Below are 19063 nucleotides of genomic sequence, written 5' to 3'. Positions count from 1 at the left end.
TCATGCCCTTCACGCCGAGCCACGCCGTCGTCGCGCTCGCGTTCTCGAACGGCCGGATCCCCGCCGCGGCCGTGGCCATCGGCGCGATGGTCCCGGACATCGGCATGTACCTCCCGATCGCCGTCGCCCGCGAGTCCACTCACTCCCTCCTCGGCGTCGTCACCGTCGACCTGCTGCTCGGAATGCTCGGCCTCGCGCTGTGGAGCGCGGTCGTCGCTCCGGCCTGGCGCGACCTCGCGCCCGCGCTGGTCCGCTCGCGCCTGCGTCCCCGGCGCTCGCCGCCCCGCGGGGCCGCCGAGTGGATCCGCGTGCTCGTCTTCGCGGCCGCCGGCATCGCCATCGGAGCCGCCAGCCACGTGATGTGGGACGGCTTCACCCACAGGGGCGGCCTCTTCGTCTCGGCGATCCCGCTGCTGCAGCAGGAGCTCGGGCCCTTCCCCGGCTTCCGATGGGCGCAGTACGCGAGCGGCGTGCTCGGGCTGCTCGGGCTCGGGATCGGCGCGGTGGTCTGGTACGTCGGCCGCCGTCCCCGGAAGCTCCGCTCCGACGGCCGGCAGCCGGTGCGCATCGCGGCCGCGGCCGTGGTGCTCGCGGCCGCGGTGGTTCCCGCCGGGATCGTGCTGGCGGGGGCGGGCATCGATCCGCTCGACGCCGCCTACCGGGCGCACGTGGTGCGGGCGGCGATCCTGCTCGTGGGCGGCGGCGCTGCGGCCGCGGTCGCCGTCGCGGCGGTCTGGTGGCTCACCGGCCGAGGGGTGCGCGGGGCCGTCGTCTGAGACGACGGAGGACGAGCCTGTCGTCTCAAGGGAGCACGGGCATCCGTCGCGAGGAGGATGCGCCGGTGCATAGCCCACCGATAGCGTCGGACACGGCCCGTTGGGGCGGGCCGCCTTCGGGGGAAGGCACTAAGGGGAAATCGGGGGCTCGCGGCACACGCCGCGGGCCCTCTACCCGTTTCCGGGCCGCCGCCGCCTCAGCGCCGCTTCGAGCGCGGCCGGTTCTGCGCGGCCGGGCGCTGCGGGATGCGCGGAGCGCCCTCGCCGGCGGCACCCTGGGGGAGCGAGGACGCGGGCGGGATCGGGCGGCGGGTCACCGGGCGCACCGGCTCGCCGCGGCGCGTCTGGCCGGGGATCGGCCGGGAGCGGCGCCCGTAGATGAGCTCGGACGAGTCGAGCAGCCACGGCACCAGCGCCACCGTCACTCCGTGCACCAGCAGGAGCTTCTGGCGGATCCGCCGCGACTTGTGGTTGTGGAGGAACGCCTCCCACCAGTGCCCGACGATGTACTGCGGCATGTAGACCGTCGTGATCTCGGAGCCGTGCTCGAGGCGGTGGGCCTTGATGTACTTGATCAGCGGGTACGAGATGTCGCGGTAGGGAGAGGCCACGCAGCGCAGCGGCACCTCGATGTCCATCTGCGCCCAGTCGGCCTTGAGCTGCGCGGTCTGCGCGTCGTCGATGGAGGAGTGCACCGCCTCCAGCGTCTCGTGCCGCGCCGCGATGGCGTAGTCGAGAGCCTTCAGCGTGGGCTTGTTCATCCGGCCCACCAGCACGATCGCGTGGTCGCCGTTGGCGCCGAAGGTCGTGGTCGGGTCGACCTCGATCTCCTTCTCCACGTCGCGGTAGTAGCGGTAGACGCCGGCCATCAGGACACCGAGGATCGGCATCACCAGGTAGACGAGCCAGGCGCCGTGGGTGAACTTCGTGATCGTGACGACGACGAGCACCGCGAACGTCAGCGTCGCGCCGAACAGGTTGATGGCCAGGCTCGTGTAGACGGTGCGCGAGCCCTCGCCGTTGCGGATCATCCGCACCCAGTGCTTGACCATGCCCGACTGCCCGAGCGTGAACGAGACGAAGACGCCGATGATGTACAGCTGCACGAGGCTCGTGAGCGAGGCCTGGTAGACGAGGAGGATGATCGCGGCGACGAGCGCCAGGATGATCACTCCGTTGGAGTAGATGAGGCGGTCGCCGCGGGTGTTCAGCGACTTGGGCGCGTAGCCGTCGCGGGCCAGCACGGAGCCCAGCAGCGGGAAGCCGTTGAACGCGGTGTTCGCCGCGAGGAGCAGGACGGCGGCCGTCGCGGCCTGGATGATGAAGAACAGGATCGTGTTGTTGCCGAACGTGGCGGCGGCGACCTGCGCGATCACGGAGCGCTGCGGGGTCGTGGCGCAGTCGGCGAAGCCCACCAGGTGGCAGGCGTTCTCGGCGTAGTGCACGTTCGAGAGCAGGGCGAGGGCGGTCAGGCCGACGAAGAGCACGATCGCGATCGTGCCCATCGCGACGAGGGTGCGCTGGGCGTTCTTGACCTTCGGGGCGCGGAACGCGGGCACGCCGTTCGAGATGGCCTCGACGCCCGTGAGCGCCGCGCAGCCGCTCGCGAAGGAGCGCAGCAGCAGGAGGACGACGGCCGCCTGCGTGAGCTGCTCGCCCTGCACGGTGAAGCCCGCCGACTCCGCGACCGGGGTGTCGCCGAAGGCGGTGCGGACCAGGCCGACGACGACCATCACGAAGACGCTCGCGACGAAGAGGTACGTCGGGACGGCGAAGGCGCGGCTCGACTCCGAGACGCCGCGGAGGTTCACGGCCGCCAGCAGCACGACGAAGAGGATGGCCAGCTCGACCCGCAGCGGCGCCAGCTCGGGCACCGCGGAGATGATGTTGTCGACTCCGGAGGCGACCGACACGGCCACGGTGAGCACGTAGTCCACGAGGAGGGCGGCGGCGACCGTGAGGCCCGCCGTCTCGCCCAGGTTGGTGCGGGCGACCTCGTAGTCGCCGCCGCCGGACGGGTACGCCCGGATCAGCTGGCGGTAGCTCAGCACCACCACGACCAGGAGGACGACCACGCATGCGGCCACCCAGGGGGCGAAGGTGAGGAAGGAGAGTCCGCCGAGCAGCAGGATCATCAGCAGCTCCTGCGGCGCGTAGGCCACGGAGGAGAGCGGGTCGCTGGCGAAGATGGGGAGCGCGAGCCGCTTCTGCAGCAGCTGTCCCTCGAGCTTGTCGCTGGGGAGCGGCTCGCCGATGAAGAAGTGCTTGGCGGTGCGCAGCTCGGTCGCGTCGGCCGACGATCCGTCCGCGGCGGACGGGGGGCCCTCGTGTGTCACGAGCGATGACACTACTCCGTGCGAGGGGGCAGTCAAGACGGCCGGGAGCGGGCCGAGCGGAGGCTGATCTCGCGCTGTGACCGGGAGTTTCCCGGTGCGGCGGGGAGCGGCGGCCGGCGTGCTCGCGGCCGGCGCCCCGAGCGGGGGGTCAGCGGCCGTCGCGGGTCGCGGCTCCGATCAGGCCGGTGAGGCTGTCGCGGAGCGCGGTGAGCTCCTCGAGGGGGACGTCGAGCCGCTCCACGATCTGCGGAGGAACCTGCAGGGCCTGCTCGCGGAGGGCCGCTCCGGAGGGGGTCAGCGCGACGTCGAGGCGGCGCTCGTCGTCGCTGCTCCGGGCGCGCGTGACGTGGCCGCTCGCCTCCAGGCGCTTCACGAGCGGGCTGAGCGTGGCCGGCTCGAGGCGGAGGGCGGAGCCGAGGTCGGCGAGCGAGCGGGGGCTGCGCTCCCAGAGCGCGAGCATCACGAGGTACTGCGGATGCGTGAGTCCGAGCGGCTCGAGCACGGGGCGGTACAGCCCGATGACGGTGCGCGCCGCGACGGCGAGGGAGAAGCAGACCTGGTTCTGGAGGGCGAGCGGGTCGGTTTCCACGGCGTCATCCTCTCATCGTGCCCTGATGGTTAGTACACTAAGGATATGACGCGCAAGAAGACCGGCTCCCTCTACCAGCGCTTCAACGCGCGGCTGTTCCCCTGGATCGGCCCGCCGCCGCTCGGCCCGTACGACCAGCCCGAGCAGGAGGCGCCGGCGGGGCAGGCGTGCCCGCTCTGCGGCCGGCCGATGTCCGAGCACGTCATCGACCGTTCCGGTCCGCGCACCCAGCTGTACTGCCCGAGCGACCCCTCCTGAGTCGCACGCCCCCGTTCGGGGGTCGGGGGCTTCGGGCGGCAGGGGCGGATGATGAGCGCATGTCCCGTCTGAGCCCCACCGCCGCCCGCGTCGTCCAGTACAGCCGTTTCGGCGACGCGGACGTCCTCGAGATCGTCGAGGTCGAGCGGCCGAAGCCCGGGGCGGGCGAGGTGCTGGTCGAGGTGCTCTCCGCCGGGGTGAACCACATGGAGGCGTTCATCCGGCAGGGCCAGTTCGACTCCGACCACTCCGCGGCCTTCCCGATGCGCCAGGGCACCGACTTCTCGGGCGTCGTCGTCGCCCTCGGCGAGGGCGTCACCGACATCAAGCTCCGCAGCGACGTGGTCGGCCACGCGCTCGTCGGCTCGCACGCGACCCACGTCGTGGTGCCGCGCCGCAACCTCGTCGCCAAGCCCGCCTCCGTGAGCTGGGAGGTCGGCGGCGCGCTGTTCCTCGCCGGAGTGACAGCGTGGCGCGCGCTCGAGGCCACGCACGTCGGACCGGACGACACCGTCCTCGTCTCCGCCGCGGCCGGAGGAGTGGGCAGCCTCGAGATCCAGCTGGCGAAGCTCCGCGGCGCGACGGTGATCGGCACCTGCGGCGAGCGCAACTTCGACTACCTCCGCCAGATCGGCGTGAAGCCGGTGGTCTACGGCGACGGGATCGCCGACCGCATCCGGGCCGCGGCGCCCGGCGGGGTCACGGTGTTCCTCGACAACTTCGGCGGGGAGAACGACGCCCTCGCCGACGAGCTCGGCATCGCGGCGGGCCGCTTCCACTCCAGCGACGACCGCAAGGAGATCGAGCTGCGCGCCGTCTGGCCCGACGCCGAGACCGCCCAGCGCGACACGGAGATCCTCGGCGAGCTGGTCGGCCTCGTCGGCGAGCAGAAGCTGCGGGTGCTCGTCTCGGGCTTCTACCCCTTCGACCAGGTGCAGGACGCCTTCGACGACCTCGAGAAGCGGCACTCGCGCGGCAAGATCGTCCTCGGCATGAACCCGGTGGACCCGGCGAAGGTCACCAAGGCGCGCGACATCCACGAGGCCGGCCGCTAGCCGCACCCTCCCGGCGGCTGTCCGGGCTGCTCTCCGGGCGGCCACAATGGGGCCGTGGCGCGCGGACGCCCGGGAGGAGTGACGCGATGGAGGAGCCCGTCGTCGCGATCGTCTGGATCGTCTCGTTCGTGGTGGTGACCGTCCTGGTCACCGGGCTGTCGGGGCGGGTGAACTGGTCCGCTCCCGTGGCGCTCGTCGCTGTCGGAGCCCTCGCCTCCTTCGTCCCCGGGATCCCGGAGGTGGTGGTCGAGCCGGACGTGGTGCTGTTCGGGATCCTGCCGCCGCTGCTCTACGCGGCGGCGATCCGCACCTCCGTCCTCGACGTCCGCGCTCGTGGCGACAGCATCCTCCTGCTGTCGGTCGGGCTCGTCGTCTTCACGGTCGCGGTGGTCGGCGCGGTGGCCTGGATGGTCGTCCCGGCGATCACGGTCGCCGCGGCCCTCGCGTTCGGCGCGATCGTGGCGCCCACGGACGCGGTGGCGGTCACGGCGATCGCGGGCCGGCTCCGCCTGCCGCGGCGCATGCTCACGGTGCTCGAGGGCGAGAGCCTCCTCAACGACGCGACCGCGCTGGTGGCGCTGAACGCCTCCCTCCTGGCGATCGTCAGCACGGTGACTCCCGGGCGCATCGCGCTCGACTTCGTGCTGGCCGTGGCGGTGGGCGGCGGGGTCGGGATCGGCATCGCCGTGCTGCTCGGGTTCGTGCGCAAGCAGGTGCAGTCGTCCGTGCTGGACACGAGCCTCTCGCTGGTGACGCCCTACGTCGCGTTCATCCCGGCGCAGCTGCTGCACGGCTCCGGGGTGCTGGCGGTCGTGGTCGCGGGGCTCTACCTGGGCTACCGGGCGCCGGTCATCCAGTCGGCGCAGGCGCGGATCGCGGAGTCGCTCAACTGGCGGACGATCCAGTTCCTGCTCGAGAACGCGGTGTTCCTCTTCATCGGGCTGAGCCTCTCGTCGGTGGTGGAGGCGACGGCCGACTCGGGCATCGGGGTCTGGCAGACGGTCGGCATCGGCGCGGCCGTGCTCGCGGCGCTGGTCGGGAGCCGCGTGGCCTGGATGTGCATGACGACGCTGCTGTTCCGGCACGGTCCGCGCCGGCTGCAGCAGCGCGGGTGGACCTGGCCGACCGCGATCGGGGTGTCATTCGCGGGCATCCGCGGCGTGGTCACCCTCGCCGCCGCGTTCCTCCTGCCCGCGGAGACGCCGCAGCGCGCGTTCCTGCAGTTCCTCGCCTTCATCGTGGTGGCGGGGACGCTCGTCGAGGGGCTCGCGCTCCCGCGGCTCGTCCGCGCCCTGAAGCTGCCGGCCCCGAACGAGATGCAGGAGCACGTCGAGAAGCAGATGCTGCTCGCCGAGGCGCAGGCCGCCGGGCTCGCCCGGCTCGACGCGGAGCCGCAGGACGGAGTGGAGGACCGCGTGCTCGACCGGCTGCGGCGGAACGCGACGTTCCTCGCCGACGCCCTGGAGAACCCGCCGGAGGGCGAGGGCGTGGAGCCGCTCCCGCAGGCCTACAACCGACTCCGGCGCGTGATGATCGCGGCCGAGCGGGAGGCGGTGCTCCGCGCGCGCTCCGAGGGGCGGTACCAGGAGCCGGCGGTGGTGAGCGCTCTGGCGTTCCTCGACGTGGAGGAGGAGGCGCTGGCGGTCGGGCGGCAGTAGCGCCGAGAGGGCGGGGACCCCGGGCGGGATCCCCGCCCTCCCGGCGGTACGGTGTCCGGGCTCAGTCCAGGGTGGAGCGGACCGAGGCGCGGGCCTCGTCGAGCGCGGCGCGCAGGGCGTCGACGCTCGCGGTCGTCACGGATCCCGAGGAGGCGGCGGTGCGCAGCTCCGCGCGCAGCTCGTCGCGGAACTCGGTGAGCAGCACCTCGGCGTCGCGCAGGGCGATCCGCGAGGCGGTGCGCGCGTCGGGCGAGGCCGGCGCGGCCTGCTCCGGCGCGGGGTGCTCGGAGGGGGTGCCGGACGTGTCCTGCGGGCGCGGCTCCTCGGCGGAGTGCTCCGGTCGGCGTCCGGGCTCCCGCGAGTCGCGCGCAGCGCTGGCCAGGTCGGCGCGGAGGCTCTTCATCGCCTCCGCGACGCCGAGGCGGACCTCGTCGGCGAGCCGGCGGACGGAGTCGGTGAGCTCCTCCTCGATGTCGCCCAGGTCGGTCGCGCGGTTCGCGAGCTCGGCGCGGCCGGCGTCGGTGATGGAGTAGACGGTCTTGCGGCCGTCGGCCTCCTTCGTGACGAGTCCCTCCTCCTCGAGCTTCGCGAGGCGTGGGTAGACCGTGCCGGCGCTGGGCGCGTAGGTGCCGCCGAAGCGCTCGCTGAGCGCCTGGATCAGCTCGTAGCCGTGGCGCGGCGACTCGGCGAGGAGGTTGAGCAGGTAGAGGCGCAGGCGGCCGTGCGCGAAGACGGGGCTCACAGCGAGCTCCCGTCCATCGGGCGGCGGTCGTCGGCGGGGCCGGTGCCGGGGGAGCCCCAGCCCTCGCCCACCGAGGCGGAGGACGCGGCGACGGACCGGCGGACGACGACCACGTCTCCCGAGACGGAGTTGGCGGCGACGTCGACCCACTTCGAGTCGAGCGAGCCCGTGGTCGAGGTGAAGCCCCGGCCGAAGGTGCCCTTGACGACGGAGCCGTCGAGCTGGAGCGTGCCCGAGACGGTGTTGATGCGGTAGCGGGCGCCGAGGCCCTCGTCGACGCGGATCGTGAGGTCGCCGCTGACGGTGTTGGCCTGGATCCGGTCGGGGGTGCCCTCGGCGTCGACGAACACGCTGCCCGAGACGCCGTCGACGGTGAAGCGGGTGAGCTCGCCGGTCGCGGTGACGTCGCCGGAGACGGTGCGCGCGGTGACGCGGCCGGTGTGGCTGCGGACCGAGAGCTCGCCGTGGACGGTGTTCACCTCGATGTCGCCGTGCAGGCCGTCGACGACGATGTCGCCGCCGACCGTCGAGACGCGGGCGTCGCTGTGGAGGCCCGAGACCAGGCCGTCGGCCGAGACGGTGTCGAACTTGAGGTCGACGCCGCGGGGGACGAGGAGGCTGATGTCGGCGCGGTCGCCGCGGCGGCCGAGGCCCTTCACGACGTCGACGATGGTGTCCCAGCGGAGCTGGACGTGGTCGATCTCGAGGCGGTCGCCGTCCATCGAGACCTTGAGCGGGCGGCCGTCGACGCTGTGGACCTCCACGCGAGCGGTCGGCTCGTCGTGGGCGATGACGTCGATCTGGCCGCCGACGAGGGCGACCTTGACCGAGCGGACGACGTCGAGGTCGATGACCTTCGTCTCGCCGGCCTGTACGAGCCATTTCTCGAGGGACATGAGCTCCTCCTCCTGCACCGGGGTGCCTTTCTGAAACGCGATACATCGCGAGTGGACGAGAGTCACGATATATCTCGATCGTTGCGGTCGGCAACGGGGCTCGGCGGGTTCCCAGCGTCGAGGGGCCGGGACCGGGGCGGGGCCGAGGCGGGATGAGGCCGGGGGCCGGAGCCGAGGCCGCCGTCGAGGGGGTGAGGCCGCGGCGGGCGCCGTGGTAGACCGGGCGCATGGACCCGATCGCGGCACTCGAGGAGATCGCAGCACTGCTCGAGCGGGAGCGGGCCTCCCGCTACCGGGCGAAGGCGTTCCGCCGGGCGGCCGCGGTGCTGGAGGGGATGGCGTCCGCCGAGCGGGACGACCTCGCCCTCGTGCGGCGGGCCTCCGGGATCGGCGACACGACCTTCACGGTGATCGAGCAGGCGCGGTCGGGCCGGGTGCCCGACTACCTCGCGGAGCTGCGCGGCTCGGCTCCTCCGCCCGCGAGCGCGCTGCGGGGACGGCTGCGCGGCGACCTCCACAGCCACAGCGAGTGGTCCGACGGGGCGACGCCCGTCCTCGCGATGGCGGACGCGGCCCGCGCGTTCGGCCACGAGTACCTGGCGCTCACCGACCACTCGCCGCGGCTCCGGGTCGCCCACGGTCTCAGCGCGGAGCGGCTGGAGGAGCAGCTCGCCCATCTCGCGGGCCTCGACACCGGGACCCTGCGGCTGCTCAGCGGGATCGAGGTCGACGTCCTCGAGGACGGCGCGCTCGACCAGACGGACGAGCTGCTGGACCGCCTCGACGTGGTCGTCGCGAGCGCCCACTCGAAGCTGCGGCTGCCCTCCCGCGAGATGACCGCCCGGCTGGTCGCGGCGGCCTCGGATCCGCGGACCGACGTCCTCGGCCACGTCACGGGGCGGCTGGTGTCGGGCGAGCGCGGCACCCGCCCGCCGTCGACCTTCGACGCCCGGGCCGTGTTCCGGGCGTGCGCCGACCACTCCACCGCGGTCGAGATCAACGCCCGCCCCGAGCGCGAGGACCCGCCGGACGAGCTGATCGCGCTCGCGCTCGAGGAGGGCTGCCTGTTCTCGATCGACAGCGACGCGCACGCTCCGGGCCAGCTGGGCCTGCTCGACTACGGGGCCGAGCGGGCGGAGCGGCTCGGCGTCCCGGAGGAGCGGATCGTGACCACCTGGCCGGTCGAGCGGCTCCTGGAGTGGACCCGCGGCTGAGGATCCTCGCGCGTTGCGCAAACGAACTGCGGCCATCACCCCCTTGACAGGAGGCCGTACCGCGGGAGGAGATCCGACGCAAGTGGCGAAATCCCAGCCGCCCACGCGGCATGCTCGGTACCGGTCCGCTCCTCCTGGGCCGCTCCAGCGGTCGGGAGTCGCGCTCCGTCGTACTCTCCGCTCCGACAGACCAGGTGAACCATGGCCACGCAGACCGCTCTCGACGCCGTGCGCGCCGCTCCCACTCTGCTCGAGGCCGTCCGGATGGCCGATGAGCTGACGGTCGCCGCGGTGAGCGACGGCGGCGGCCGCGCGGTGCGCCTGCTCACCCGCGCCGCTCTGGACCCCTCGGACCAGCTCACCGCGATCGCGGCCGTGCACTCGCTCGCGCAGGTCTTCGACGAGGAGGCCGACCTCGCGCTGCTGATGCTGCTCGAGGACGAGCGCCCGTACCTCCGCGAGCACGCCGCCTGGGCCTTCGGCGGGCGCCTGCCCCGCCCCGCCGCGCTCGGGCCGCTGCTGCGCCTGGTCCGCGACGGCGGCTTCTCCGGCATGCTCGCGCAGCGCACCGTCCTGCTCTGGGCCTCCTCGACCCCCGACCTCGTCGCCGTCGCGCTCGAGGGCGCGCTGCTCGGCGAGCGCGAAGCGGCGGCCCGGGCGCGGCTCGTCGAGACCCTGGGCCTCGTGCCCGGCGCGATCGCCGATCGCACCCTCCTGCACGTGGCCGCCGATCGCGCGGAGGGGCTGGAGGCGCGGGCCGCCGCGACGGACGCGCTCGGCGAGCGCGGCTCCGACGACGCCGAGCTCCTGCTCACCGGCCTGGCCGAGGAGGCGGCGCCGATCGGGCCCCTCGCCCGGCTCGCCCTCGGCGACCTCGCCCCCGCACCGGCCGTGGAGGCCGGGCCGACGGTCGCGCAGCTCTTCGTCCACGCCGACATCGACGGCACCCTGACGCGGGTGGGCGCCGGCGACAACGGCGGCATCGCGACCCTGCTGGTGCGCCTGGGCGACTCCCTCGTCGAGCAGGAGGGCATCGACCGGGTGCTCACGCTCTCGCGCGGGACCCCGGCCGAGGCCGAGCGCGCGCTCGGCGAGCTGCCCGACTCCGGCCACGGCTTCGCTCCGGTCCCGTTCGTGGGGCCGCCCGTGGCCATGCCTCAGGCGTGGAGCCGTCGCATCGCCGCCGAGCGCGGCATCCGCCGGATCCTGCGCGCGGCCGGCCGGGTCGACGTGCTGCACCTGCGCATGGCGGACGTCGGATCCCTCGCGGCGGCCGCGGTCGCCCGGGAGCTCGAGATCCCCGTCGTGTTCACCCTCGCTCCGGACCCGCACGCCCTGATCGCGGGCCTGGACGCCTCCGGCGCCCTCACCCGCGCGGACTTCGGCGAGCGCGACGCCGCCGAGCACTTCTGGTTCCGCGTGCGCCTGGTGCAGCGCCTGGCCGCCGACGCCGCGCACACCGTCCTGTTCCCGCGGGATGAGCTGGCGGCGACCATCCGCGAGCTGATCGGCGTCGACATCACCGCGCACCCGGAGCGGCACACGATCGTCCCGGAGGGGATCGACGTCGGCCTGGTCGAGCGCGGCGAGGCGGCCGCACGGGCCTCCGCCGCCGGTGAGCCGGTCGCGCTGGACGAGGGCGGGGACCTGGCCTCGCTCGACCTCCTGCTGGAGGAGCTGCCCGAGCACCGCCGCGGCCTCCCGCTGCTGCTCAGCGTGGGCCGCCTGCACCGGGTGAAGGGGATGGCGGCGCTCGCCGAGGCCTGGGCGTCCGACCCCTCGCTCCGGGAGCGCGCCAACCTGCTCCTGGTCGGCGGGGACCTCGCCGACCCGAGTCCCGACGAGCGCGAGCAGCTCGACCGCATCCAGGCCGTCGCGTCCGACGGGCTGCTCCTGGCCGGCCACCGCCCGAACGGGACCGTGGCCCGCTGGCTCGGCGCGATCCGGCACGGCCGACCGGGGCTCTCGGCTCCGGGAGGCGCGTACGTCTGCGCGAGCGTCAAGGAGGAGTTCGGCATCGCCCTCCTCGAGGCGCTCTCCGCGGGACTGGTCGTCGTCGCTCCGGCGACAGGCGGGCCCGCGACGTACGTCGAGGAGGGGGAGACCGGCTTCCTGGTCGACACCGCCGACCCCGCGGCGCTCGCCTCCGGCGCCGCCGCCGCACTGGATCTCGCAGGAGGGCCTCTCGGCGAGCACGCCGCGGCCCGCGGGCGCGCGATGGTCGCCGAGCGCTACACGGTGCAGGCCATGGCTCATGCCCTCTCGGGCGTCTACGCGCACGCGACCGCGGACCAGGAGCGTCCCCTCCGCTCGCCGCTCGTGCTGGGGGCCTCGTGACCCTGCTGATCATCAGCCCCGACTACGCGTCGCACCTGCTGCCGCTGGCGACCCTCGGCACGGCCTGGCAGGAGGCGGGCGAGCGCGTCGTCGTGGCGACCGGCGACGCGACGCGCTCCATCGTGGACGGCTTCGGATTCGAGCACATCGCACTCCGGCTGGGGCGCGGCTCCAACCCGGGCACGATCCGCGCGGAGGAGCAGGCGCCCGATGAGGGCGCGTCCCTCCGCGGCTTCTTCGACGCCACCCGGCGCGGGATGGTCCCCACTCTCGCCTCCCAGGCGCGGGAGCGGCTCACCGACCTGCTCTGGGATCCGTCCGGCGTCGCCGCGCGCCTGCGCGTGATCCTCGACGAGGTGCAGCCCGACGCGATCGTGGTCGACCACCTCGCCTTCACCGCGCGCGTGGCGCTGAAGGCACTCCGCGTGCCCTACGGCGACGTCGTTCTCGGCCACCCCAGCGCGCTCACGGTGCCCGGCGAGGTCTACGGCTTCCCTCCGGTCTGGCCGGACGCCTTCGCTCCGGAGCCGGACGACCTCGATACGCTCCGCGCCCTCTGCGAGCGTGTGCGCGACTCCTTCACCGCGGAGTGGAACGCCGCCCTCACCACCCTCGACCCCGGGGCGGCGCCCAGCGCCGACGCCTTCGCCGAGAGCGGCGACGTCCTGCTGCTCAACTACCCGGGCGAGCTCCACGACTCGGCCCGCACCGCTCAGCTGCCGCCGCACGCGTTCCTCGGCTCCGCCGTCCGCGAGGAGCCCGACGACGCGGAGGTCGAGGAGTGGCTCGCCGCGTCCGAGGATCCGGTCGTCTACGTGAGCTTCGGCAGCTTCCTCTCGGTGCGCGACGACGTGCTCGCCCGGGTCGTCGAGGCCCTGGCCGGCGTCGAGGTCGGGCGCAGGCCCGTCCGGGTGGCTCTCGCCTCCGGCGCGACCGAGCGCTCGGCTCTGGGCGAAATCCCCGAGGGCTGGCTGGTCCGCGGCTTCCTGCCGCAGGTCGCGCTCCTGCGCCGGGCCGTGCTCGCGGTCAGCCACGGCGGCAACAACAGCGTCACGGAGGCGATGACCGCGGGCGTGCCGCTCGTCGTCCTGCCGTTCTCGACGGACCAGTTCGCGGGGGCGGCCGCGCTCGAGGACGCCGGGTTCGCCGCCGTGCTCGACCCCAACGCCGCATCCGCGGGACAGCTCGCGGAGGCTGCGCGGCGGATGCTCGCACTCGACGCTCCCGCCCGGGAACGGCTGACGGCGCTCGCCGAGGCCCTCGCCCGCGAGACGGGACCGCAGCGGGCCCTCTCCGCCCTGAGCGGAGCGACCGTCCAGCGCTAGCCTGGGCCGATGGTCGAGCCGACACCCCGGGACGCGCCCCTGCGCGCCGAGCGGGACGCCGCGCGGGCGGAGCCGATGCTGGCTGCTCTCGGCCCGTTCGGGCGCTTCGAGGGGATCGTCCCTCCGCTGTTCGAGGCGGCCGTGCGGATCCTGCACCCCTCCGACGACCCGCCCCGGCGCTGGCGCGAGGTCGCCGAGCGGGAGGGGACGCTCCTGCATCCGCTCGCGCAGTGGTACTCGCTCACCGGCGAGCGTCCCGACGAGTACGCGGAGCCCCGCCTCGGAGTGCTCCCGCTCGACGAGCTCGCGGCCGTCGCGGCCGTGCTCGCAGAGCACACGAGCACCCCCGACGACTGCCTCGCCGTGTTCTGGGAGGGGTTCGGCGTGCTGAGCGGCGGGTCGCGGATCCTGATCTCCCGCTCGGACGCCTCGGATGAGCTGCCCGAGTGGATGAGCGACACCCGGCCGACCGGCTGGGAGCACCCCGAGACCGCCGCCGCGGCGACGGTCGAGCTGCCGGGGCGGGAGGGGCCTCTGCTCTCGCTCGACGTCAGGGTGCTCGAGGACACCGCGTGGGCGCGCGCGGCGGGCTTCGCCGACGCCTCCGGGCTCGTCGTGCAGACTCCGCTCGCGCTCTGGCCGGAGGACCGGGCCTGGTACCTCGCGAGCGAGGTCGACTTCGACTCGACGCTGATCGGCGGCTCGCGCGCCCTCGTCGACGACCTGCTGCGGCTCTCCGCCGCGGGGCGGATCGAGGCGCTCCTGCTGCCGGAGCAGGTGGACCTCACGAGCACCGGTGACCGGCTCAACCCGAGGCGGCGGTGACGGGGTGAGCGACGAGGACGACGAGCGCTGGCTCGTGGTGAAGGGCCGCCGGTGGCGGCGCACCGACCCCTCGCTGCCGGAGGACGTGGTCGCCGTCCTCACCTCGCACCTCGGGCGCGGGCGCTCGGGAGTGCGCTCGGCCAGGATGCACGAGGACGCGGAGGCGGAGGCGCTGGCGCGCAGGAGGGTCGGGCTCGCCAAGCACGGGCTGGGCGAGCGCGGACCGGCATGGTGGGACGAGCCCGAGGCCGATCGGCTCGAGCGCGCCCGCGAGGCGCTGCGGGCGCTCGAGGAGCTCGACGCTCCGGAGGACTGACTCGGCTTCTGCATCCCCCGAGCGTGCTCGTCGGGCGAGGCGGGCGGGGAGTGCCCGAGCGGATCCGGGGAGAGCGCGCGGAACCGCGGCCTGTGGAGGAGGACCGCCCCCGCCGAGGCCGCCCGCCGAGCCCGCCCGCCCCTAGCGGAACCTCACCACGAAGCCGTCCTCCGGCCCGGTCGGGAAGCTCTGCAGGCTCACGCGCAGATCCTGCCCGTCCTCGACGTCGTACGGGTGCCCCGCGGCCAGGAGCTCCAGCGCCGCGGACAGCAGGTCGACGGTCGCCGGCTCGCCCGGGCACCGGTGGTCGCCTCCGTAGTGCCCGCCGCCCTGGGCGATGAAGCCGTTGCGGTCGACCGGCGACCGGAACCGCTCCGGATCGAAGCGGCCCGGCGCCTCCCAGTGCGAGCCGTGGTCCGTCGCGTAGAGGTCGAGCAGCATCCACTGCCCCGCGGGAAGCGTCTCGCCGCGGAAGTCCAGCTCCCGGCGGGCCCTTCCTCCGACCATCGGGAAGAACGGGTAGAAGCGCCGCACCTCGTTCGCGAACGCGACGCGCTCCTCCTGGTCGGCGAGCCGCTCCCGCCACTCCGGATGCCGGTGCAGCGCGAGCGCCGCCAGCACCACGAAGCGCCCCACCGCGACCGTGGGCCGCAGCAGGTTGATCAGCTCCACCGCGGCGACCTCGACGGGCAGGAGGCCGCCGTCCTCCTTCTCGTGCGCGATCCGGTGCAGGGGAGTCGGGGAGGGTCCGGCCGTCCGGCTCGCCTCGATCAGGCCGCGCGCCCACCGCTCGGTCGAGCGGCGGCGGAGTCGTGCGGCCCAGTTGGGCGGGCCGAAGCGCCCGGCGTTGTCGATCATCGCCCGGAGCTCGTCCGTGCGCCGCAGCACCTCCTCCTCGTCGGCCTCGATGCCGGCCCACGACAGGACCGCGCGGCCCAGGACCTCCGCGGCGACGTCCTGGAGGCGGACCCGCTCGCCGGTCAGCCGGGCGGCGGATGCCTGCCACTCCCGCGCGAAGGCCGAGACCAGCCTCGACCGCTGCTCGGGCGCCTCCACCAGATCCAGGAACATCCGCTTCCGCCGCCGGTGCGGCTCGTCCTCGAGGGTCTGCACGCTGCCCTCGTCCTGCAGGAGGTGCAGCACCGAGCCGGGCAGCGCGCCCTCGCGGTCGAAGCGCCCGCCCTCGTGGAAGAAGCGCGCCGCCTCGATGCCGCGCGCCATGATCACGGGGCGTCCGAGGATCCGGGTGCGGAACGCGTCCGCGCCCACGTCGTCGAAGCGCCGCGTCCCGAAGAGGTAGCCGTCGGCGAGGACGGCCGCGCTGCTGTCAACGGCGGGGAGGACGGGGATCGAGGCGGCGATCAGCCGGCCGATCCCTCGGTGTCGTCGCCCTCGGCCTGCGAGGGCTTGTCGACGCCCGCGTCGTCGACGTGGTCGTGGTTCTGCGGGTTCTCCTGCGGCTGCTCGGTCCGGTCGGTCATGGTGCTCCTCTCGCGTCGGCGCGGTGCGCGCCTCGCGGCCACGGTAGGAAGAGCGCGGCGGAGCCGGGTACCCCGTTGACTCGCGGGGGAGGGGCGGGCAGACTCCGCCGCCCTCAGCGCCTCCGCAGGAGGACCGGCGCGGTCGCCCAGACCACGGCGAGCAGCAGCAGCACGCCTCCGCCCGCCCAGAGGCCCGCCGGCCCGCCCAGCACGACGTCGAACACGAAGCCCACGACTCCGACGAACAGCAGCGATCCCGCCGCGAGGCACACCGTGACCACCCGGTTGCCGAACCGCACCAGCTCGGCCTTCCTCCGCCGCTGGAACAGCAGCCGGTGGGCGATGACGGGCGCCAGCGCCAGGATCGTGACGCACGCGGCGAGCAGGACGAGCACGAGGTAGAGCGCCACGTCCGGCGGCGCGAGGTCGGCGAAGCGCTGCTGGAAGCACAGCGTCAGCAGGAAGCCGCCCAGGATCTGCGTGCCGGTCTGCACGACCCGCAGCTCCTGCAGGATCTCGTTCCAGTTGCGGTCGGATCGCTCCTCCACCGTCTCGTCGCGACCGGAGTCGGGGGCGGAGGGGTCGACGGGTCGGTCGCTCATGGGACGAGGGTAGAGCTCAGGCGAGCAGGGACTCCGCCAGCGAGATCGCCCCGCGCACCCCGGACTCGTCGCCGAGGGCCGGGCGCACGATGCGGATCCGCCCGCCGCCCGTCCCCGTCGCTCCGGGCGCGCCCATCAGCCGCTCGACCTCGGCCTCGACCGCGGGGACGAGCCCCGGCGTCTTCGACACGCCTCCGCCGACGACCGCGAGCCGCACGCCCGCGACGTAGGCGAGCGTCGTGACGAGCTGCGCGAGGTAGTAGGAGCTGAAGCGGAGGTTCGCGGCCGCCTCCTCGGGGCCGAGGCGGGAGCCGTCGACGCCCCAGCGCGCCGAGATCGCGGGACCGGCGACCAGGCCCTCGAGGCAGTCGCCGTGGAACGGGCAGGTGCCGGCGAAGCCGTCCTCGGGGTGGCGGCGGGGCAGCAGGTGCGCGACCTCGGGCCAGCCGCTGCCGGCGAGGAGCCGTCCGCCCGCGATCACGCCGCCGCCGACTCCGGTGCCGACCGTCAGGTAGACGAAGTCGTCGACTCCGGCTCCGGCGCCCCAGCGGGCCTCGCCCAGGGCGGCTCCGTTGACGTCGGTGACCAGCGCGAGCCGGGCGCCCGGTGCGGCCGCGCCGATCGGGCCGAGGACGTCGGTGCCCTCCCAGCCGAGCTTCGGCGTGGAGGTGAGGTGCCCGTAGGTCGGCGAGCCGAGATCGATGTCGAGCGGGCCGAAGGAGGCGACGCCGACCGCGGCGACGGTGCCTTCGACTCCGTGGCCGCTGACGAAGCCGGCCAGATCGGCGAGAGTCTCGGCGGGCCCGCGGGTCGACAGGGTCGTCGTCGCGAGGATCCGCTCGGGATCAGCGGCGTCGGCGACCGCCGCGACGACCTTCGTGCCCCCGGTCTCGATGCCGACGAGGAGGGGACGGTCGGCGGTGGGGCTCATGGATCTCCAGGGCTCGTGCGGTGCGTCTCGGGTCTCAGCAGGCGGACAGCGAGCGCACCTGCGCCGACAGGGTCAGGGGGCTGCCGAGGAGCAGCACCTGATCGAGGTCGTGGCCCTGCATCTTCACACGGGTGCTGCGCGGCAGGCAGGTCGGCTCGCTGAGGTAGAGCGGGGCGCCCTGCTTCGCGGCGACCGGGCCGACGGCCAGCGCGTCGGCGAAGCCGGTGGCGGTCGCGAGGTAGACGGTGTCGCCCAGCTCGGACGGCGGGAAGACGTCGTTGAGGTATCGGCTGGTGTCGTGGCGGTCCGTCCCGGCGATGCGCGACACGGTGTCGGCGATCTTCGCGGCGCGGAGGTCGGCCTCCACGGCGGTCGAGATCGACGGCGCACCGCCGAGCAGCTGCACGGAGGAGGGGTCGAGTCCGGCGAGGGTGTCACGGGTCGGCTGGTCGAGGCGCGAGCGGGCGCCGTCGACGAGGAGGACGGGCTCGGCGCGGCGGCCGGCGATCGGCGCGACCGAGAGGGCGTCCGGGAAGTTGGTGCCGGTCGCGACGAAGACGTTCTCGTAGCTGCCGTCGGGGAAGGCGTCCTCGACGATCCGGCGCGAGGTGTCGTAGCGGTCGACGCCCTCGATGCGCTCGGTCGGGATCCCGAGGGCCTTCACCTGCTGGAGCACCGACTCGCTCACGGAGAGGGCGCTGCCGACCACGACGATCCGCTGCGGGGCGAGGCGGCGCAGCTCGGCCGCCACCACGGCGGGCAGGACGCTCGGGTCGGTGAGCAGGAGGGCGCCGCCCTGCTTCGCGGCGGCGGGGCCGGCGCTCAGCGCGTCCGGCCAGTTCGCTCCGCTGGCGAGGTAGACGACGGGGGCGCCGTCGGCGAATCCGGAGGCGGTCACCGCGACGGCGGTCGCGTACCGGTCGGTCCCGGCGAGGCGGGCGACGTCGGAGGAGTAGGCGGACGGGAAGAAGTCGATGCCGCTGCGGCCGCCCGGCGGCACGGAGACGACCGCGCGCTCGTCGAGGCGGGCCAGGCGCGAGAAGTACTGGTCGTCGTAGGCGGGGTACCCCGGCTCCACGAGGCGCAGGAGGTAGTCGCCGGCGGGCAGGGCGAGGTCGCCCGTGTCCCACGCGCGGGCGGCGCCGGGGGCTCCGGTGACGGGGACGGTGTCGAGCAGCGAGTACGTCCCTCCGTCGACCCACCAGGCCTGCACGTCGAAGGAGGGGGAGGAGACGCCCGGGACCGCGTCGGCGGTGACCGATCCGGACAGCTCGGCGCTGCGCAGGAGGGAGATGGCGACGGACTCGTCGGTCCCCCGGGTCGTCCTCGCGGCCTCGGCGACCGGGGTGTCGCCGAACCAGGTCGGGTACCAGTCGTCGCTGCCGATCAGGTTCGCGCGGACGGTGAGGGGCTCGCCGCCGGGAACGGGGAGGGAGAAGTCCGCGCCCGTGTTCGCCTGGGCGACCACGTCCCCTTCGGCGTCCTCGACCTGGACGTAGAAGTACGGGTTCTCGGGGGCGGGGTGCTCCTCATCGGCGTCGCGGAGCGCGATGGTGCCGGACAGGACGACCTCGGCGGCCGCCTCCTGCGCGGCGCTCGCGCCCGGGAGGTCGGGGGCGGCGACGGCCGGACCGGCGGCGAGGCCGGCCAGCAGGAGAGCGGAGACGCCGATCGCGGCGAGGGGGCGTGCGGGCACGGCGGGCCTTTCGGCAGGATCCGCGG

At 74.3% G+C, this 19063-nt stretch carries 17 protein-coding genes; 9 read left to right on the top strand and 8 right to left on the bottom strand.

All coding sequences use genetic code 11. The features are described from left to right. Positions 1-2 precede the first annotated feature (2 nt). Complete coding sequence (locus C5D36_RS09085; protein ID WP_104256060.1) at positions 3-776, top strand: DUF4184 family protein; 774 nt, start codon at positions 3-5, stop codon at positions 774-776. A gap of 197 nt (positions 777-973) precedes the next feature. On the opposite strand, the gene C5D36_RS09080 is transcribed toward C5D36_RS09085, so the two are convergent. Together C5D36_RS09080 and C5D36_RS09075 are read right to left on the bottom strand one after the other, a co-directional pair. After that, positions 974-3112, bottom strand: coding sequence for an APC family permease (locus C5D36_RS09080; RefSeq protein WP_374952928.1), 2139 nt, complete (start codon positions 3110-3112; stop codon positions 974-976). A gap of 148 nt (positions 3113-3260) precedes the next feature. Beyond that, complete coding sequence (locus C5D36_RS09075) at positions 3261-3701, bottom strand: MarR family winged helix-turn-helix transcriptional regulator (RefSeq protein WP_104223751.1); 441 nt, start codon at positions 3699-3701, stop codon at positions 3261-3263. Between the two features lie 45 nt (positions 3702-3746). Here C5D36_RS09075 and C5D36_RS09070 point away from each other — a divergent pair, with 45 nt between their 5' ends. The 3 genes from C5D36_RS09070 (at position 3747) to C5D36_RS09060 (ending at position 6672) form a co-directional block, all read left to right on the top strand. Further along, positions 3747-3959: a hypothetical protein gene (locus tag C5D36_RS09070; RefSeq protein WP_104223750.1), complete on the top strand. Its 213-nt coding sequence runs from the start codon at positions 3747-3749 to the stop codon at positions 3957-3959. Between the two features lie 59 nt (positions 3960-4018). Then, a complete protein-coding gene (locus C5D36_RS09065; RefSeq protein ID WP_104223749.1) occupies positions 4019-5014 on the top strand; it encodes an NADP-dependent oxidoreductase in 996 nt (331 codons plus the stop codon). Positions 5015-5100: 86 nt separating this feature from the next. After that, positions 5101-6672, top strand: a complete 1572-nt coding sequence (locus tag C5D36_RS09060) for a sodium:proton antiporter (protein WP_104223748.1) — start codon at positions 5101-5103, stop codon at positions 6670-6672. Positions 6673-6733: 61 nt separating this feature from the next. On the opposite strand, the gene C5D36_RS09055 is transcribed toward C5D36_RS09060, so the two are convergent. Then, on the bottom strand, positions 6734-7414 hold the full coding sequence (locus tag C5D36_RS09055) for a PadR family transcriptional regulator (protein WP_104295669.1): 681 nt from the start codon (positions 7412-7414) through the stop codon (positions 6734-6736). Continuing rightward, positions 7411-8310 carry a hypothetical protein gene (locus C5D36_RS09050; protein ID WP_244230533.1) on the bottom strand — a complete coding sequence of 300 codons (900 nt, stop codon included), beginning with the start codon at positions 8308-8310 and terminating at the stop codon, positions 7411-7413. The genes C5D36_RS09055 and C5D36_RS09050 overlap by 4 nt, the downstream gene beginning before the upstream one ends. 227 nt (positions 8311-8537) lie before the next feature. Here C5D36_RS09050 and C5D36_RS09045 point away from each other — a divergent pair, with 227 nt between their 5' ends. From C5D36_RS09045 to C5D36_RS09025, 5 genes are all read left to right on the top strand, one after another. Next, positions 8538-9524: a PHP domain-containing protein gene (locus C5D36_RS09045; protein ID WP_104295668.1), complete on the top strand. Its 987-nt coding sequence runs from the start codon at positions 8538-8540 to the stop codon at positions 9522-9524. 201 nt (positions 9525-9725) lie between these two features. Beyond that, positions 9726-11861 (top strand): glycosyltransferase, encoded by a 2136-nt coding sequence (locus tag C5D36_RS09040; protein WP_104295667.1) that lies wholly within the window; start codon positions 9726-9728, stop codon positions 11859-11861. After that, the gene (locus tag C5D36_RS09035; protein WP_104295666.1) at positions 11858-13186 is read left to right on the top strand and encodes a glycosyltransferase; all 1329 of its coding nucleotides are present in this window, start codon (positions 11858-11860) and stop codon (positions 13184-13186) included. The genes C5D36_RS09040 and C5D36_RS09035 overlap by 4 nt, the downstream gene beginning before the upstream one ends. A gap of 9 nt (positions 13187-13195) precedes the next feature. After that, the gene (locus C5D36_RS09030; protein WP_104295665.1) at positions 13196-14011 is read left to right on the top strand and encodes a hypothetical protein; all 816 of its coding nucleotides are present in this window, start codon (positions 13196-13198) and stop codon (positions 14009-14011) included. A 4-nt stretch (positions 14012-14015) separates the two neighbouring features. Continuing rightward, a complete protein-coding gene (locus tag C5D36_RS09025; RefSeq protein WP_104273215.1) occupies positions 14016-14327 on the top strand; it encodes a biopolymer transporter Tol in 312 nt (103 codons plus the stop codon). Between the two features lie 141 nt (positions 14328-14468). On the opposite strand, the gene C5D36_RS09020 is transcribed toward C5D36_RS09025, so the two are convergent. From C5D36_RS09020 to C5D36_RS09005, 4 genes are all read right to left on the bottom strand, one after another. Then, positions 14469-15596 carry a cytochrome P450 gene (locus C5D36_RS09020; protein WP_219812588.1) on the bottom strand — a complete coding sequence of 376 codons (1128 nt, stop codon included), beginning with the start codon at positions 15594-15596 and terminating at the stop codon, positions 14469-14471. Positions 15597-15921: 325 nt separating this feature from the next. After that, positions 15922-16410 (bottom strand): DUF6328 family protein, encoded by a 489-nt coding sequence (locus tag C5D36_RS09015; protein WP_104223741.1) that lies wholly within the window; start codon positions 16408-16410, stop codon positions 15922-15924. A 16-nt stretch (positions 16411-16426) separates the two neighbouring features. Continuing rightward, positions 16427-17341, bottom strand: coding sequence for an ROK family protein (locus C5D36_RS09010; RefSeq protein WP_104295663.1), 915 nt, complete (start codon positions 17339-17341; stop codon positions 16427-16429). Positions 17342-17375: 34 nt separating this feature from the next. Continuing rightward, the gene (locus C5D36_RS09005; protein ID WP_104295662.1) at positions 17376-19037 is read right to left on the bottom strand and encodes a cell wall-binding repeat-containing protein; all 1662 of its coding nucleotides are present in this window, start codon (positions 19035-19037) and stop codon (positions 17376-17378) included. Between the last annotated feature and the right edge of the window lie 26 nt (positions 19038-19063).

The organism is Rathayibacter sp. AY1C6 (assembly GCF_002931535.1).
Lineage (GTDB): Bacteria > Actinomycetota > Actinomycetes > Actinomycetales > Microbacteriaceae > Rathayibacter.
Note: the sequence above shows the minus strand (reverse complement) of the source record. Positions and strands in the feature narration are given on the sequence as shown.